We start from the raw sequence: 17,925 nt of genomic DNA on the forward strand, positions 1-17,925 counted from the left end.
AAACGCATAATGCCTGACGGGGTGAGCGTCAGGCATCAAGCGTCAGGCGCCAGGCGCCAGGCGCCAGGCGTTATCAACCTCGCTCAGCGATCGGCGTTACCGGGCGCAACTCTTCACCGGTGTAATCCGCACTCGGGCGAATAATGCGGTTATCCGCGCGCTGCTCCATCACGTGCCCCGCCCAACCGGTCAGGCGGCTCATTACGAAAATCGGTGTGAACAGTTTTGTCGGAATGCCCATGAAGAAATAGGCAGACGCATGGAAGAAATCGGCATTACAGAACAGTTTCTTCTCGCGCCACATGACTTCTTCACAACGCACGGACACGGGGTACAACACGGTATCGCCCACATCCTGGCCCAGCTTTTCAGCCCACTGTTTAATGATGGCGTTACGCGGATCGGATTCCGTATAGATCGCATGGCCGAAGCCCATGATCTTCTCTTTACGTTCCAGCATGCCCATCATTTCTTTCTCGGCATGATCTGCATCGGAGAACTTTTCGATCATATCCATGGCCGCTTCGTTGGCGCCACCGTGCAGCGGGCCACGCAGGGTGCCGATAGCACCAGTGATGCAGCTGTGGATGTCGGACAGTGTGGATGCACACACACGGGCGGTGAACGTAGAGGCGTTGAACTCGTGCTCTGCGTACAGAATCAGCGAAACGTTCATCACACGCTCATGCAGCTCGTTGGGCTTTTCGCCACGCAGCATGTGCAGGAAGTGGGCGCCGATGGACGCATCACCCGTGTTTTCATCAATACGCACACCATCGTGACTGAAGCGATACCAGTAACAGATGATGGACGGGAAACAAGCCAGCATGCGATCAACACAGGCTTCCTGGGTGGGGAAGGCACCCATCACGCTCGTGTCTTCCTGTTCCAGATTGCCCAGCATGGAACAACCGGTGCGGATCACGTCCATGGGGTGAGCATCTTTCGGAATCTGCTCGAGAACGGTTTTCAGTTCTGCCGGCAAGCTGCGCAGACCTTGCAACTTGGTCTTGTAAGCATCCAGTTCCGCCTGGGTCGGCAGCGCGCCCTTGAGGATCAGGTGTGCGACTTCTTCAAATTCGCAGTTTTCCGCCAGATCCTTAACATCGTAACCCCGGTAGGTCAGGCCGGAGCCAGAAACACCTACAGTGGAAAGTGCGGTTTTACCTGCTACCTGGCCACGCAGGCCTGCGCCGCCGAGTTTTTTTGCTTCTGCCATGATGTATCTCCTTTGAATCTTATTTCCGCCAATGCGGATTCTGTGCTGTAAGGGCACCACTCGGAGCGGGAACCGGCATGAGGAAATTCAAGACCCGGTTCGCACCTCAAGAGGGACTCCTACAAAATCGGTATCAGCCCTTGCTCTTGGCGAAGAGTGCATCCAGTTTCTGTTCGTAATCGTGGTAGTTCAGGAAATCATACAGCTCCATACGTGTCTGCATGATGTCTACCACGTCTTTCTGGTGGCCCTGCTCACGAATGCTCTGGTACACCTGCAGCGCCGCTTTGTTCATGGCACGGAAGGCACTCAGTGGGTACAGGACCATATCGGCGCCGGCCTCAGCCAGCTCTTCACGGCTGAACAGCGGCGTAGCACCAAACTCGGTAATGTTTGCCAGCAAAGGTGCATCACCCAGGCCTTTTTTGAAGGCTTTATAATCTTCCAGGGTATGTACCGCTTCTGCGAAGATGCCATCAGCCCCTGCTTCGATACAGGCACGAGCGCGTTCAACAGCCGCTTCCAGGCCGTCTTTCTGGAAGGCATCAGTACGGGCGATAATAAAAAAGTCATCATCGGTCTTGCCGTCAACGGCAGCTTTTACCCGGTCGACCATTTCTTCCTGGGAAACAATTTCCTTGTTCGGGCGGTGGCCGCAGCGCTTCTGGGCAACCTGGTCCTCCAGGTGTACCGCACCGGCGCCAGCCTTGATCATTTCCTTAACGGTGCGGGAAATGTTGAACGCCCCACCCCAGCCTGTATCGATATCCACCAGCAACGGCGTGTCCACGGCACTGGAGATACGACGAACGTCTTCCAGCACATCGTTCATGCTGGTCATGCCCAGATCAGGCATACCGTAACTGGCATTGGCCACACCGCCACCGGAGAGGTAGATGGCACGGTAGCCAACCTGTTCCGCCATCATTGCTGCATAGGCATTAATGGTTCCCATGATTTGCAGGGGCTTCTCTTCCGCGAGCGCTTTACGGAAGCGGCCGCCGGCGGTCAGGTTTGCTGACATGGCGTTCTCCTAAGTATCCGATTTCAGGTTTTCCGCCTTGTGGGCGGCATATTGGGTTTCGATGTTCTTGCGGGCACTGCTGATATGGCGGCGCATCAACAGCTCCGCCATCTCACCATCGCGGGCTTCAATGGCCTCCACGATACGGCGATGTTCGTTAAGGGCTTTTTGCGGACGGTTGGCCACCGAGCTGAACTGATAACGGTACATGCGCACCAAGTGGTAAAGCTCGCCAATCAACATCTGGCTGAGGGTGCCATTGTGGCTGCCCTGGATGATGCGGTAATGGAAATCCAGGTCGCCTTCCCGCTGAAAGTAAGCGGTATCCTGTTGCAGATCCTGCTGTTGCTCATGCTGAGCCAACACGTCATAGAGGCCGTTGACCTCCTCAACAGACATGTGCTCAGCCGCCAAGCGTGCCGCCATGCCTTCCAGCGCTTCGCGCACATGATAGATTTCGATGAGGTCATCGAAACTGAGGGAGGCCACGCGGGTGCCCACATGGACCACGCGCTCCAGCAACTTACGGGATTCGAGGCGACGAATGGCTTCGCGGAGCGGACCGCGGCTGACACCGTAGCGCCCTGCCAGCTCGGTTTCGCTGACTTTGGAACCGGGCGGGATCTCGCCACGCACGATATCGTCCTGCAGACGGGCAAAAACCCGGTCCGCCAAGGTGCGTGCAGATTCTGGTGCAGTGACAGACATAAAAAAGCCCGATTGTTGACAATTTCAACGACCGGGCTGGACTTTACGCCCTCAGAGCATGGACTTCAAGGGCGATTGTTGACAATGACTGACTTAAACCATCAAGGCGCCAGAGGATCGCAGCCACTGCCGGGGTCACCAGCGAAAAACTGGACGGCGCCCTGAGAAATAGCCACCAGCATCTCCTGCTCGTCCTCAGTGAGATCGCTCAGGTTATTGGTTTCATCGGGGTCAGCAGGCGCCGGCAACGCGGCAACCCACTCTTTCTGTTGAATGTACGGATAATAGCCATCCACCCAGAGCGCACGAAGGCCTTCATCGAAATTGTTATCACCAGTACGGTACATCGGCGTACAGGCATCATCCAGATCAACCCGCCCCTCAATGGTGACACCAAAGTTGGCGGTGACATCCGGTTGAGCAGCGTCTGGCGCCAACAACAGCGAGATATTGGCAGAGTTGGAATCAGTCAGGGTGCGGGTAACAAAACCCACCGCCCAGCTATTGGCTGCGCTGTCCGGGCAAGAGCCATCCGCCGGGCCAGCCATGATCACACCGTAATCCGGGCTGGAGATATCGCTGATCACATCAAGGCAGAAAACGGCGCTGCCATAATAATCCGCACGGGGCTGCTCTTCTGTGACGCTTTTACTATTGATTTCCGGAGGGTAGTTACCACTGCCATCATCAGCCGTTTCAATATCCGGGTTGGGGATGGCGGTACAGTCTGCGGCATCATCCTGTGACAGACAGGCGCGCATCAACCGCACAGTAAACGGCCCAGCCAATGCCAGATCATCAATGATCGTTTGCTCTGGCTCCGCCTGGGGCGCTGCTTCCAGCTCACCGGACAGCGGCAGTTCAACCGCATCGCCCACCAGGGTCCCGGTCAATTGTCCCTTGTCACCACTGGCCAGAGAAGACCCCAGGTTCGGATAATTCAGCTCGATATCCGTCTTGCCAACCCCATTTTCCGGCAAGAAATTATTGTAAACAATCTTGTTAAGGAAACGTCCCTGTACTGCAAGATCCGTATCGCCGTCAGGCTCAATGGATATCACGCCAGCATTTTCAAACTGCAGCTTTTCATTGACAGCCGCTGACGCTGTAAACGCCACCAGCTCCTGCTTGAAATCATCCTGCGATGCAGCCCGGGCAGCGAACCCGAGGCCCATTACCTTGCCGTTGGGCAGAATCAGCGGGGGCTGGCCAAGCGCAGTGTCATCGGTCAAGCGACCAGGCAAGTTGATGGTAACGGTGTCATTGGCAGCGGCAGAAGACGGATTTTCATCCTGGCAGGTAATAAAAATACAGGAGCGGAAACTGTAATTGCCTGCAGACGTATACCCATTAGCTCGCTCTACCTTGGCCAGGGGCACATTAGGGTCAGGGTCAATTCCGGCCAACGAGCCGGATGTCAATTGCGCATTAACCGCGACAAAGAAAGCGTCCCAATCATTGCGAAAATCGGCGTACACAGCAGTATCAATCGCCTGTTCATAGGTCTCCGGATCATTGTCATAAACCTCATGAACGGCCACCGGGATTTCCACGAAGTCCGGTGTCGCCGAATCCACATCCAGACCCTGAATCAAGGCAGCCACATTGCGACTCTGAGCCTCAGAGGTCGCCTCCCGGAACGGTGAATTCTTCAGGTCAGCCACCGTGACGGCATAACGGGTATAGGCCTCCTGGCTGGGGAATTCGATACTCCCCAAAGACAGATAATTCCCTTCAAATAGAGCGTTACCAATCAGGAACTCAACACCTTGCGAGTTATTCGGGCACAGCGCATTGAACGCGGGCACCGTGACCACGTTACCGTTCGAATCAACCGATTCCTGATCCGCATCCGAAGTAAAGAACACCACATTGGTACCGGTACAGGTGTACCCCAGATTGCTGACATGGGGGCCCGCCAACTCAACCAGCACATCCCCGCGCGAAGAGGGATCACACCCTGCCCCGGCCGGACACCCGGGCACGGTCGCATCGGAAAAGTCTTCGCCGCCATTACACCCGGCTAGCGCAAGAGAGAGCGTGGTCAGGACAAAAAGAAATCGCATATAGGTTTCCTGTGCATTCGCGTGAGATTCGTTACGCTCGCTAGGGGGCGGTCAGAACCAACTCACCTTCCGTCACCTGCTTCAACCCGTCGGTGCCAGGGCGGCTTTCAAAATAAGGAAGAAAAACAACCAGATAGTATTGACCCGGCTCCCTTTCAACGGTTCCCTGCAAGTAGCCGTAGCGGTACCAGGTTTCCGGGTACTTACGGCTGAACGGCTGGTCTACAAGCATGACCGGCAAGCCATCCTTGTCCAGCCAGAGCAACTCAACAGCGAGATAGCCCTCCTTGCGAATAAACGCCATCAGCGATACGCGGCTTACCTCATCAGGGAATGAATAAATTCTTGCCCGATAAGCGGATTCTCCCACCAGAACGGGCGTGTCTGCCCCAAAAGCCAGTAGCGCTTCCTTGCCGGATTCCAGGGTTTGCGCCTCTGCAAGCAAATGCTGGCAACAATCTGCCCGCAGCGCACGATAGGTTTCCAGGTAAGCATCGGCATCCAGGGTTTCATAGGGCGCGGGTGCCGAACTGGCGGCCTCTCGTTCAGCCCCCATGTCCAGAGGGCGACTCACCAACTGGCCTGTTTCATCCACATAACTGATGAAACGGTCGTTCTCGCGGGCCTCCAGCTCCTGGTCCACCTCGACACTGGGGCGGTAGTCTTCCACAGACTCGCGATCAGAAGAACCCCTGTTCGGCGTTTTCTGACTGGAGGCAGAATCGGCGGCCTCAGTCGAGTCGTTTGCTGCACCGGTCTTGCCTGACGCGGCCGGCCGCTCAAGGGTGACCAGATTTCCCTGTGCATCCATGTAAACGTACAGCCCTCCCTCTCCCGCTGCGCGCTGAGGCTGACTTTGACTGATGCTTTGCCCCTGGCTCTGGCAGCCGGTCGCCAGTGCCACAAGCAGCAAGATCGACAGGCGCATCAAAACTTGGTTCTGAATGCCAGGCCGACCATCATGATCCTGGCTTCGGTTTTGATATCCAGCCCGGCATAGGGGTTGTAGACCACATTGTCGATGCCGGTACAGTTAGCCGCACAGCTGGTATCCGCAGGAATTTCATCCTTGCTGTGCAGCATGCCGATACCCAAATCAATGTCGGTATCCTTGTCCCATTTGTAGCCCATCCCCAGGCTGTAATAGCGCGCCTCGTTGATCGGCACCATGGGGCTACGGCGATCTTCAGGAATCGCCGAAGCACGGGGCTCATACCCTGCGCGCAGCTGGATACGGCCGGTCAGGTCATAGGCGGCACCAAAGGCAAGGTTCCAGGTGGACTGGAAATTCAGCGGATAACTCAATTGTGTAGACGTGGACCCGGGCGAAAACAGACGCGCCAGGCTCAGCACCGCCGAACTACGGTCGAAGACGATATTGAACGCATCCCATTCCTTGTAGTCTGCCCAAACCGCATCCACATTGAACTGCAAGCGCTCGGTGGGCTTGATCTTGATGCCGGTCTGGAAGGTGGCCGGCATGGTTAGATCCATACTCACCGCCCCAACTTCTTCACTACCAATCCGTGAGGGAATCCCCAATACCGCCAACGCCAATGCCCCCGTAGCAGAGCTGCCGATACCGTTAACGGTTTCCTGGGTCGCATTGGAATAGGAGATCTTGTAATCCCCTTTCATGTGCGTCTTCGCTTCAGAGCGCCACACCGCCCCCCAGGCAAACCGATCGTTCGGCTCCCACAACACGCCGAGGTTATAGGACGGGCTGAATCGCTGATCCATGGAGACTTCCAGCGAAGCCAGATTCTTGAAAGGCCCCAGTCCTTCATCCGGATTACAGATCCCGAATAAAATCAGATCCAGTGCAATATTGGACTCACCAGCAAAGGGCGCACAAATACTCTCGTCGATCACCCGGGCAAAACCCAATAATTCATTGGGCGCACGAAAATCCTGCTCCAGGGCAATAGCCTGGTAACTCATGCCAATGGATGCACCAATGGAAAGCTCGTCATTCACCTGGTAAGCCACCGAGGGAGACAGGTAAGTAATACGCTCCAGGGCAACCCGCTCACCCATGTAGTTACCCACATCATCTTCATCACGGTAAAAACCTGCCGCCATGGGCAAATATGTAGCCGTACCGAAGGTAAACTTAGACCCCGCAGGACGAATGGAAAATGCGGGCAAAGGCCCAGCAATCAAAGGCCCAGGCGGCAAATCCACGGTATCGTTGATGAAAGGAATATACAGAGAGATCCCCTCCACCGAGCTGGTTGCAGTCTTAAAATTGCGGCAGAAGTCCACACCATCGTCCGGCACATCATCACAGACCACGGGATCATCGGAAAAACCAAAGACATTGTAATCTGGTGGCGCAGAGAATTCAGATTCCAGAGAGAAATCGGCGCCGACAAATTGCAGATCCACACGCCGACCGTCCAGCCGAGCCAGGCCCGCCGGGTTAAAGTGGATGGACATGACCCCAGGCGGATCCGCAGTGACAGCATGGCCCATACTCATTGCCTTCACATCAATAGCAAGGTTGTTGGCTAACTGCGCATGGGCAGAAACGGCCAAAAGCCCTGCCACCAGGACGAGAATACGCACGCCGAGCCCTTTATTCTTGTTGTTCATGGCTAGCCCCTTCCAACTGCTTATCACGGCTTATGCCCCGGGTTTCAGGCCTGAAAAATCAATCGGCAAAGAAAGTCCAAGCAGCACATCAGGGGAGTCTTCCGTCAAACCAAACCCGAAACTCAGGTTGACGATGCGATTACTGGAAGTCCGAAGCCCCAACGAGGTATTGATGACACTGGAGGTGGAGTCTTCCGATGCCGCCGTATAATCCTCGAAAAGAAAATTGGTTTCGAAATTATACGACTGCTGATAGCTCGCACTCAGAGACACCTCATAGGACAACGAATACGCCAGCCCCATGGAAAAGTTAACGCTGTCGCCAGGTTGTACTTCATTGAGAATCTCGCCGCCCCGGTTTTGATTAAGGCCAGATGCATCGAATGCATAGGTGTAACCCAGCGAACCAAACAACACGACCGGATCGATCACCTTACTGGCACTGACCCCTGCCCCAACGGAGTAATAACCAGAGCCGCTGGACACCTCTTCATTCACATTAATGTCATAGGGGCTATCGCCAGTAGGCGTGCTCAACGTCGTATACAGAGTCGTATTCATGGCCCCCGGTTTTACCGGGAAGGGCTGATAGCGCAGGCTGAAAGACACATCCCCCAGTGCAGCCTGGGAGACATCTTTCTGCGTGTCATATTTGTAGGATACGGGCAGGCGCGTGTTGAACGTCAGGTTATTCCAGATACCGTAATCCAGCGACAGCGCTGAAGAGAATGCATGCTGCGCATCCTGCTCAATACGAAAACGGCTGATGTTGCCGGTATTTTCGTCAATGGCAATATCGATGCGGTCATCACGGTAGTAGTTGTAATTGGCCGAAAAATTCAGCGACATTTCGCCACTGGGAAGCAGTGAGTATTGCTTCTCCGCCGCCTGGAAGACCTCTTCCAGGTTTTTTTCCTGGGTCACGTCCTCGTCAGTGGTCTGCAGGGCTTCTCGGGCTTCGTCAACCTCGGCAGCCCAGGCAACATGGTGCGCCAACAAGAGTGCGGCCATTGCTGCCACCTTCCCAGACATCATTTTCATGCAAGCCTTCCTTTATTATGTTTGTTATACGCCACTGCAGGCTGTTATTGGCGGAAGTAGGTTCGTGTCGGCACGTTGATGACCCGTTTATCCCCGTCATCCTCTGTGATCTGAACCCGGGTTAGCGTGCTGGCTTTATCAGCCCAGTTTTCAATCGGTGCGGTAAACACCGGAAATACATCAAACGCCAGACGATTAATCGTCCGCTCATCAAGTAAGCGTAGATCATAATCGGTGAGTTCAAGCCCATCCTGAGGCTCAAAACCGTTCGGGAACACGATAAACAGGACGTTCTGGTCCCAGACTTCCTGGAATTTCGCTTCAGTAAAACTGATATTTCCCAACGCCGGATCCGCCACATAAATATGACCATCCTGGTACTTTTTGAGCACGACGAAGTGTTTGAAGCCACCGTAGGCAATCGGAACAATAGCCGGGTGATCAAGAGACTGAATGTCGGACATTTCCGCCCGAAAACCACCACTGGGGTGGCCCAGTGCCGTGGCCAGACGCTTCATGTCGAGCAGAGAGAAACCGCGGCGCTCCACGATCTTGTCGGTTTCACCAAAGCGCAGCAGGCCTTCCATAATCTGGCGCTCCTGGAACTGTCGTCCCAGGTACTGGTTGAGCACGGTGGTCAACGCTGCCGAGCCACAGGAGTAGTCATACGCCTGTCGCGTCACGTTGTGGTAGCGGAACTCGGATACCGGTTTCACCACGAGATTACGCTCGCGTAAGGACACCGGTTGAGTCGGGTGTTCATAGTAGATTTCGCCCTTCTGCGGGGGCTTGATCACTACAGCCTCATTGGCGGCGAAGTAAATAAGCGCCACACCCAGCATGGAAGTCAGCATCTATGCAATCCAGCGTTATTGTTATTGTTTGTTTCTTATAGTGGCTGACATGTTAACCACGTCACCCGGCACAGGCAACCATGTTGATTCGCCCAAGGGGCAAACGACTGGGCTTAACTGTCACCCCGGCCTGTTTATGTATGGTAGCCCCGCGCCGGCATACACCTTTCGTTATTATATGTATCAGTCACCGACATCCAACAACACTAGCGCTTGCGTGAAACGGGGACGGGAGAGGAACGGCAATGGACTAATACCCATTTCCGCCCTACCGCCAATCAAGATCCCGGAGAGTCCGAAGGGCCTGGCCCGCACAGCTGTTATACGGACAAGTCATAGCCATACCGCTCGGCCGCTTCGCGGAAGTGCGGCAACACCGGCTCCATCCATTTGCCGTAATGGCGCCAGCGTTCACGGGAGGTGCTGTAGATTTTTTGGGTCACACCCTGGTAACTGGGTGTGGCCAGGGTGCCACGGGCCTTTGCATGCTCGTCATAGCGACTAATAGACTCGCTCCATTCCAAACCCATGAAATGCAAGATCTTGCTAGTCTCGCCCTCGAAGTCGTCAAGTAAGTCCTCATAACGAACGTAATGCATTCGGTCATCCAACTGGAAGACCTCCTGATACTGCCAGAGCAGTTTCATGACATGCTTATAGAAGCTCGCGCCACTCTCCAGATCGAGGAAATTAGCCATTCCTTCATTCATTTCGAACGTCTGCATAAAGCCACTAAGGACACAATCACAGGGGTGCCGCAGTGCCACAACAAACTTGGCATCCGGAAACAAGCGTAAAATAATGCCGATGTCTACCGTATTAAGCGGCATCTTATCTACCAGTACCGTATTTTCCTGAAAATTCACTTCCTGCCTGGCCACACGAAAGTATGTTTCTCGTAGCATGGCAATCTGCTCGTCACCTAACTCCCCCATAAAGTTAAAAACATCCATCCATTGTTGCTTCCATCCTGCACCACGAGGAGCCTGACTCGACATGGAGGCTTTGGCCTGCATCCAGGTAATCGCCTGACGCATTACGGTAGAAACGGTTGGCGGCTCTTCCATGGCTTGGATCGACTCATGGGCATCGAGCATTTGCTCAAGCAAGGTCGTACCGGAACGGGGGAAGCCCAAAAGAAACACCGGCGTCCGTGAAGCCGGCGCAACAGGTTGCCAGGTGCTTAACCATCCCGGGGTAAAAAGCGATTTGAAAACTTCAATACGGCGACGAACTGCATTTGTGCTTGTCTCAATGCCTTCCAGCCGTGTCTGCAGCCCATTGCCTTTCGTTAGCGCAGAAAAAGCTTCCTCATACCGCCCTTTCTTATCCAGCGCTCTTGCAAGAACCTTCCATATACTCGCGACATAACGATCTTGCGAGGCTGTTTCCAGCCAAGGAGGCAACACAGCGATAACGTTTTCATAGCGTTTCTGCTGAGAGAGAATATTCACCTTGAGTAACCACATTCTGGTTTCAGCGCTCTTTTCCGCAAGCGCGTCAAGCTCTGCCAAACATGCCAAGGCTTCATCCGGACGAAATAGCCGCTCCAGCGCTTCCGCTTTCGCCAAGTAGTGCTCAGCGTTAATTGAAGGACTTAACTTAGCGATTTTGTTGAGTGATTTCAGCGCTTGTGCCCAGTGTGCATCCGCATGGTGGGCCTGATAACTGAGCTGCCAGCTTCGCCAATTCTTTGGCGCCATCTTGACCGCAAGCTCTGCCAGTGTTTTCGCCAGCGGAATATTGTTTCCTTCTCGGGCCAAGCGTGCACATAAATCTGCCGCATCGTAGTCCACATAACCCTTTTCCATAAAACCCATGACTATGCGACTGGCGTCCTGATACTTTCCTTTTTTACACAGCCCTTGAACCAATGGACGTAACTGCTTTGCACTAACTGATTGATTCATAAATAGATCAACGATTTTTCAAAACACAACACGATTTTTCTGTGCCATAAAAACAGAAACGCCCAGCAAAAGCCGGGCGCCTCCAGTACCACATTTGAGCCTTAAGCGTCACAAAATGGACGACTTAGTGACCGGCAATGGTGATAGCCGTATTGCTCAAATCCAAGCCGGTAACATACACGTTACCAATCGAGTCAGCTGTACCCAACTGAACACCCATGGCGGCAACTTCGACGCCAGTCAACGCGCCATTGGTGTTAATAACCAGGCCGCTGGTTGTGACCTGGCCGGTAATGCCATCAACATCCAGGTTATTGAGAGCCAGTTGATCCACGGAAAGCGCACCACCACCGGCCGCATCGTTCAGCGTCAGGTTATCAGAACCATCGGCCAAGGTACCGATTTCAATGCTCAGCACAGAGGTAGTTGAAATGGCAAACAGGTTGCTCGCCTCTGAGCCCAGCTGCAAAGAGAGCTCAAGATCATTCAGCGTAATGCTAACACTTTCGAGAATAGGATCAGAAAAGGCAGAAGCCTGCACCGCGGTCAGCTCAGTTCCCACCTTCGCAATACCTGCTGCAACTGCACTACCATCGCCAGGAACAACATCGGTACCATCTGTACCTTGACCGACATACAGATCACCAGTGTCAACAGTTAATTCATCCGCTTGAATGCTTACTTGCAGAACACCACCACCTGAGCCGCTGCTGGCAGAGTCGATAACAAGATTCAGGTCGCCGTTACCGGTGCTTAGGCCCATGTTCTCAATCAGGATCATGCCCTCACCGGTATTGCCAGCAAAGCCATCGGTATCTTCAATACCCACGTTCAGAGTGGCATTCAGGTTCAAACCAATGGAAATACCATCCTGACCCGTCACGCTGGACAGCGCGTCATCCTGCATCGGCTCGAGAGCCAGGGCGCTCATCGGCGCGACGGCTACAGCGGCAGCCAGAGCAAGTTTCTTGAAATTCATATTGTTCTCCTCGTGTGCACAACGTTTTTTGTAATGCTTATGTGCGCCCCAGTCTTCGCAGAGCACACAGTTACGTTAACACAACAGTTACAAAAACAAATATGCCCGTTACAAAACGTTGACGGCGCTAAAGCCAAGCCCAAGTCACTGTAATTATTATACTTTATTCTATTTTAGAACAGGCGTAACAAGTTGGCCTGACGGAAATGGTCAACCCCTTTTGTTACGACTGTTACCCTCAGTAACAGGATTGGGCATCGTTGCGTTACAGGGTTAGACTAGCCGCCTCACTTAATTCTGGCAGCCCATGACATACCGTTGCGTTTTTCAATCTGAAGGCGGCTTACGCTGGCTTGGCGAGCCTGATGCGATACTGACAGCCCAGTCACTGGCAGAGCTTCATCGTTTGCGGGTCCGCGTGGAGCAAGCGCTGGCGGGAGAATATCGCTTCGCCGCAGGCGTGTTGCCCTATGAAGTCGGTTCCGTATTACAAGGGCTGCCTGCCGCTCCTTTCACCGCTTGGGCATACCTGTATAAAGAAGCGCCCGCGACACAACCTGACGGCACACTCACTGATACCGACGATTTTTCCCTCACCGCGCCCTTTCAGCCTGAGCAAGACAGGCAGGCATACCTGAGCAATTTTGCCCGGATTCAGTCGTACCTTCAGGCCGGTGATTGTTACCAGGTAAACCTGGCGCAACGTTTTTCTGCTGCTTTCAGTGGTTCGCCCCTTAACGCCTGGCTGGCATTACAACAGGCCCACCCTGCCCCACACAGCTGCTATTTCGACACGGGCAACGGACACAGCGTGTTTGGTGTTTCACCGGAACGCTTTCTCTCTATCAAGGGCAGGAAGGTGGTGACTGAACCCATCAAAGGCTCACGCCCCCGCGGACACTCGCCCGATGAAGATGACCGGTTCGCGGCCGAGCTACACGCCAACCCCAAAGATCAGCCGAGAACCTGATGATTGTGGACTTGCTCCGCAATGATCTGGGCATTAGCTGTGAATCCCGGCAGCATCCAGGCATCCCCACTTTTCGAACTGCGCCGGTTCAGTAATGTGCACACCTGGTGAGCACGATCACCGGCACACTGAAAACCGATGTCACCCCTTTGCAGGCACTGTTCAGTGCTTTTCCAGGCGGCTCGATCACCGGGGCGCCCAAGAAACGGGCCATGGAGATTATTGCCGAGCTGGAACCGGTAGCCCGCGGAGCTTATTGTGGCAGCTTTTTCTGGATGGATGATCAGGGCAATCTGGACAGCAATATCCTGATTCGCACGCTACAAACCGAAGGCGACAGGCTCTATTGTCACGGCGGAGGAGGCATTGTGTTCGACTCGATACCCGAGGCGGAGTATGAAGAGAGCCGCTTCAAGGTTGCCAGGCTGATGGGCGCCCTGGAGGACAGATTTCTGTAGCGCTACAACAAGCAGTCAACACGCCGTAACAGTCCCGCCTCACCAACGGAAAAGCCGCGCCCAAGTCTGGGCGCGGCTTTTCATTTTCAGGCCTAACACACTCGCTTCGCGTTGTTGCATGAAGTGTGTGGCGTGCAGCGTGCCCTACAGCGGAATATCGCGCTCGCTGGCTTTGATGATCTCTTTCTTGAGGTCATCGTAGCTGTGTACCGCAGGGAACTGCGGAAATTCGGCGATCACATTATCCGGGGCGTGGAACAGGATGCCCTGCTCGGCTTCACCCAGCATGGTGGTATCGTTATAGGAATCACCGGCGGAAATGACCCGGTAGTTCAGGCTGTGGAACGCAATGACCGACGCCCGCTTCGGGTCTTTCTGGCGCAGCTTATAATCCGTAATCCGGCCTTTCTCATCCACCTCCAGACGGTGGCAAAACAGGGTCGGCCAGCCCAGCTTCTTCATCAACGGCTTGGCGAACTCATAGAAAGTGTCCGAAAGGATGATCAGCTGGAAGTTTTCGCGGGCCCATTCGACGAACTCCCTGGCGCCCTCCATCGGGTCCAGGGTATCGATCACTGCTTGGATGTCGGGCAGGCCGTAGCCATGCTCATCCAGAATCTTCAGGCGCATACGCATGAGTTCGTCGTAGTCCGGAATATCCCGGGTGGTGGCACGCAGCTCATCGATGCCGGTTTTTTCAGCGAAGTTGATCCAGATTTCAGGGATCAGCACCCCTTCCAGGTCCAGGCACAACAATTCCACGGTGTTTCCCCTTTGGGTTGATAAGGCGCGCACAATGTAGCGGCGCCCCGGAGGCTTTGCAACGGGGGAGCTGGGGGCATACGCATTGTGGGCGGGAGGGGTTATGGGAGGCGATGCCTATAAGGGCGCGTCTAAAACGCCCCACACCCCTGATTTTCAGTGAGAAGAGAGGCTTGCACACGAATAAAGATGGGGGGGGGTGAGAGGACCCTTCGCGATGCAAGCATCGCTTCCCACAGGGGAGTTAGAGCGTCGAAATATTAGCGGATAGGTAGCTCTATGCCCTCGAACAAGGCCTCTCTTTCCTCCCGGTTGGGGGCCTTGATGGCAGCTTCTACCAACTCTCGGCTCAGATGAGGGGCGAATGCCTCCAGAAAATCGTACATGAAGCCCCGGAGGAAGGTGCCCTTGCGGAAACCGATGCGTGTGGTGCTGGATTCGAACAGGTGGCTGGCATCCAGTGCCACCAGGCCTTTGTCTTCCACTGCATCTACCGCCATGTGGGCGATGATTCCAACGCCCATGCCCAAGCGGACATAGGTTTTGATCACGTCTGCATCTGCCGCAGTAAACACCACCTTCGGGTCCAGACCTTTGTCCACAAAGGCATCATCCAGTTTGCTGCGCCCGGTGAAGCCGAATACGTAGGTCACAAGCGGGTATTCAGCCAGTGCTTCCAGTGTCAGCGGGTGCACGTCGGCGAGCGGATGCCCTTCCGGTACCACCACAGTCCGGTTCCAACGATAACAGGGCATCATGATCAGGTCGGAGAACAGATCCAGGGCTTCTGTGGCGATGGCAAAATCCACGCTGCCGTTGGCCGCCATTTCAGAAATCTGCATGGGTGTGCCCTGATGCATATGCAGCGACACATCCGGAAAAAGCCCGGTGAACTGGTGGATAACCGGCGGCAAGGCATAACGCGCCTGGGTGTGGGTAGTGGCAATGCTGAGTTCACCACGGGATTCGTCACGAAACTCCTGGGAGACCCGACGAATGGATTCCGTTTGCTGCAGGATTTCACCGGCAATCTGCAGGATCGCCTGCCCGGCAGGGGTAATATGGGTAAGGTGCTTGCCGCTACGGGCAAAGACCTCCACGCCCAGCTCGTCTTCGAGCATGCGAATTTGTTTGCTGATACCGGGCTGCGAGGTGTAAAGCGCCGCTGCGGTGGCTGACACATTCAGGTCGTGGCGGGCCACTTCCCAGATGTAGCGTAATTGCTGCAGTTTCATCCCTGCCTCCGCATTGAAGCCGTAATCGGTTATAAGAATATAATCGATTATTCATTCAACGCATAGATAACCGCGTTTGCTGCTGTGCCGTCAAGTCGATGAAAGGATGACACCAATGGCTGAAAGCAGGCGCCACACATTGAACGGATCCTTTCGACCACAAGCCATTGTTAGCCTTCAGGTGCCGAGGCTGCAACTTTGCTCAAACCGGCGGTGCGTCTTTCTTCTTATTGGAAATGCCGTGAGGAACATGGCCCGCTGCCACATGCTCGGCCGCAGACTCACAGTGGCCCTGTTGGTCATCAAAAAACACATCCGCCCCGAAGGCACGCAAGAACTCTCCTTTGGATAGCCCGCCCAGGAACAGGCTTTCATCCAGGCGAATATCCCAGTCCCGCAAGGTGCGAACCACTCGCTCATGGGCAGGGGCACCCCGGGCTGTCACCAGGGCAGTACGGATTGGGCACTCTTCCACGGGGAAGCTGTTCTGTAACTGATGCAGCGCTGCCAGAAACGGCTTGAAGGGTCCGCCATCCATTGGTTTTCTGGCGGATTGGCGCTCATTCTCTGTGAAGGCTTCAAGGCCAGCGTTCTGAAAAATCTGTTCCGACTCATCGGAAAACAACACCGCATCACCATCGAAAGCGATGCGCAAAATGCCATCCGGGCGCTGACACTGCCCCCCGGACAGGATCGTCGCCGCCGCATAGCCTGCTTCCAGCACCTGCTGCACATCACCAGGGTCCGTGGACAAAAACAGATGGGCTCCGAAGGCCGAGACATAGCGGTGCGGGCTCTCGCCACTGGCAAACGCCGCACGGGTAATGGGTAGTCCATAGTGGGCAATGGAATTGAACACCCGCAGCCCGGTATCGGAGCTGTTGCGCGACAAAAGTATGACTTCGACCCGCCCCTTGCCCTTTTCCAGATCATTAATGGCCAGGAGCTTTTGCACCAAGGGAAAGGCATCGCCCGGTTCCAGCAAATCATCTTCGTGCTGCACCTGATAATCCTGAAAGGCTTCCAGGCCCTCCTCCAGATAAACCCGGTGGCTGTCAGAAAGATTGAACAAGGCCCGTGAGCTGATCGCGATGACTAACTTGCCATCGAACGTTACCGGCATAATTCCCGTCTCGATCATGGTTGATGATGCTCAGTATCCAGCCCCGCTGTTAAAACCGCAACGGCATGCTGATACGCGGGATAATTACCGCTCAATGCCTGACGGAAAATCACGCGCAAGTTAATAAGGTGGTAGCGAACCGTGGGGATTACCCCCGTCCCTCCCCTCCCTTTCAGACACGTCCGGCATCTCATAATTGATCAATGGTTGTTCAACGTTCATATGTGGCATAAAGTTGCAACGGCAAGTGCGTTGATCTGGGCCAGCGCTCATCCCGAGCCCGTTGGCCATTAACGAAATAATCCGTAGGGGAAAGGGAGTCATCCATGGCTGCTAGCAAGGTGAAAGATACTGTCGAGGAACTTCAGGCTCAGATTCGCAAGCTGGCTGAGCGCTTCGACAAGGAACGCGAGAAGCAGATCGCACAGTTGGAAAAGCAACTGGATAAGGTGCGTGACAGCCTCAATCAGCAACTGAAGCGCCAGCGCGAATATTTCGCCAAGCTGGAAAAGCTCCAGGCCGAATACCGTGAAAAGGCCACTACCACCGTCAAGCGTCAGCTCGACCGCGCCCGCAAAACGGCAGACGACACCCGCAAGCAAGTGGATGATTCAGAAGCTCGCAAGCGTATTCTGGAAACCGAGGTCAAGGTTCTCAAAGCCACCGCCAAACAGGCCCACAGCCTGGCCCGCGTCATTGGCCAATACGAAAAAGACCTGGAAAAGCGCGCCAAGGAAATCGAGCGTAAGGTAGCGCCCAAGAAAGCAGCGAGCAAAAAAGCGCCCGCCAAGAAAAAGGCCGCAGCCAAGAAAGCGCCCGCTAAAAAGGCGGCTGCCAAGAAAGCCCCGGCCAAAAAGAAAGCCACCGCAAAAAAAGCAGCGGTAAAGAAGGCACCCGCTAAAAAGGCAGCAGCCAGGAAGGCACCTGCCAAAAAGGCGCCTGGAGCGTCTTGATTCTGGCAGCATAAAAAAACCGCCTACA

Annotated in this window: 16 protein-coding genes; 3 read left to right on the plus strand and 13 right to left on the minus strand. The window is 54.6% G+C overall.

The window, feature by feature from the left end; genetic code table 11:
* Window positions 1-73: 73 nt before the first annotated feature.
* The 10 genes from prpC to ADG881_RS02255 form a co-directional block, all read right to left on the minus strand.
* The gene (gene prpC / locus ADG881_RS02210; protein WP_007150437.1) at window positions 74-1,219 is read right to left on the minus strand and encodes a 2-methylcitrate synthase; all 1,146 of its coding nucleotides are present in this window, start codon (window positions 1,217-1,219) and stop codon (window positions 74-76) included.
* Between the two features lie 133 nt (window positions 1,220-1,352).
* Complete coding sequence (gene prpB / locus ADG881_RS02215) at window positions 1,353-2,243, minus strand: methylisocitrate lyase (RefSeq protein WP_007149117.1); 891 nt, start codon at window positions 2,241-2,243, stop codon at window positions 1,353-1,355.
* A gap of 9 nt (window positions 2,244-2,252) precedes the next feature.
* Complete coding sequence (locus tag ADG881_RS02220; protein WP_007149424.1) at window positions 2,253-2,951, minus strand: GntR family transcriptional regulator; 699 nt, start codon at window positions 2,949-2,951, stop codon at window positions 2,253-2,255.
* A 101-nt stretch (window positions 2,952-3,052) separates the two neighbouring features.
* Entirely contained in the window at window positions 3,053-5,017 is a 1,965-nt protein-coding gene (locus tag ADG881_RS02225; RefSeq protein ID WP_039925975.1) for a hypothetical protein, read from the minus strand.
* A gap of 40 nt (window positions 5,018-5,057) precedes the next feature.
* On the minus strand, window positions 5,058-5,828 hold the full coding sequence (locus ADG881_RS02230) for a hypothetical protein (RefSeq protein ID WP_156790314.1): 771 nt from the start codon (window positions 5,826-5,828) through the stop codon (window positions 5,058-5,060).
* Between the two features lie 116 nt (window positions 5,829-5,944).
* Window positions 5,945-7,612 (minus strand): OmpP1/FadL family transporter, encoded by a 1,668-nt coding sequence (locus tag ADG881_RS02235; protein ID WP_039925976.1) that lies wholly within the window; start codon window positions 7,610-7,612, stop codon window positions 5,945-5,947.
* A gap of 30 nt (window positions 7,613-7,642) precedes the next feature.
* Window positions 7,643-8,653 (minus strand): hypothetical protein, encoded by a 1,011-nt coding sequence (locus ADG881_RS02240; protein ID WP_007148960.1) that lies wholly within the window; start codon window positions 8,651-8,653, stop codon window positions 7,643-7,645.
* Window positions 8,654-8,697: 44 nt separating this feature from the next.
* Entirely contained in the window at window positions 8,698-9,507 is an 810-nt protein-coding gene (locus ADG881_RS02245) for a C39 family peptidase (protein ID WP_007150036.1), read from the minus strand.
* A 320-nt stretch (window positions 9,508-9,827) separates the two neighbouring features.
* Window positions 9,828-11,417: a sulfotransferase gene (locus tag ADG881_RS02250; RefSeq protein ID WP_007148789.1), complete on the minus strand. Its 1,590-nt coding sequence runs from the start codon at window positions 11,415-11,417 to the stop codon at window positions 9,828-9,830.
* A 124-nt stretch (window positions 11,418-11,541) separates the two neighbouring features.
* Window positions 11,542-12,396: a DUF6160 family protein gene (locus ADG881_RS02255; RefSeq protein ID WP_007149602.1), complete on the minus strand. Its 855-nt coding sequence runs from the start codon at window positions 12,394-12,396 to the stop codon at window positions 11,542-11,544.
* A 307-nt stretch (window positions 12,397-12,703) separates the two neighbouring features.
* On the opposite strand from ADG881_RS02255, the gene ADG881_RS17800 reads away from it, so the two are divergent.
* Window positions 12,704-13,366: a chorismate-binding protein gene (locus tag ADG881_RS17800; protein WP_007151218.1), complete on the plus strand. Its 663-nt coding sequence runs from the start codon at window positions 12,704-12,706 to the stop codon at window positions 13,364-13,366.
* 107 nt (window positions 13,367-13,473) lie between these two features.
* The gene (locus ADG881_RS17805) at window positions 13,474-13,824 is read left to right on the plus strand and encodes a chorismate-binding protein (protein WP_007149364.1); all 351 of its coding nucleotides are present in this window, start codon (window positions 13,474-13,476) and stop codon (window positions 13,822-13,824) included.
* A 144-nt stretch (window positions 13,825-13,968) separates the two neighbouring features.
* Here ADG881_RS17805 and thrH read toward each other — a convergent pair whose 3' ends face one another.
* The 3 genes from thrH to ADG881_RS02275 form a co-directional block, all read right to left on the minus strand.
* Window positions 13,969-14,586 (minus strand): bifunctional phosphoserine phosphatase/homoserine phosphotransferase ThrH, encoded by a 618-nt coding sequence (gene thrH, locus ADG881_RS02265; protein ID WP_007151382.1) that lies wholly within the window; start codon window positions 14,584-14,586, stop codon window positions 13,969-13,971.
* 260 nt (window positions 14,587-14,846) lie between these two features.
* Window positions 14,847-15,821 carry an HTH-type transcriptional regulator CysB gene (cysB, locus tag ADG881_RS02270; RefSeq protein WP_007149757.1) on the minus strand — a complete coding sequence of 325 codons (975 nt, stop codon included), beginning with the start codon at window positions 15,819-15,821 and terminating at the stop codon, window positions 14,847-14,849.
* Between the two features lie 202 nt (window positions 15,822-16,023).
* A complete protein-coding gene (locus tag ADG881_RS02275) occupies window positions 16,024-16,944 on the minus strand; it encodes a 5'-nucleotidase (protein WP_007149521.1) in 921 nt (306 codons plus the stop codon).
* Window positions 16,945-17,270: 326 nt separating this feature from the next.
* Here ADG881_RS02275 and ADG881_RS17185 point away from each other — a divergent pair, with 326 nt between their 5' ends.
* Window positions 17,271-17,897, plus strand: a complete 627-nt coding sequence (locus ADG881_RS17185; protein WP_007148729.1) for a hypothetical protein — start codon at window positions 17,271-17,273, stop codon at window positions 17,895-17,897.
* Window positions 17,898-17,925: the final 28 nt, after the last annotated feature.

It is taken from the genome of Alcanivorax sp. DG881 (assembly GCF_000155615.1).
Lineage (GTDB): Bacteria > Pseudomonadota > Gammaproteobacteria > Pseudomonadales > Alcanivoracaceae > Alcanivorax.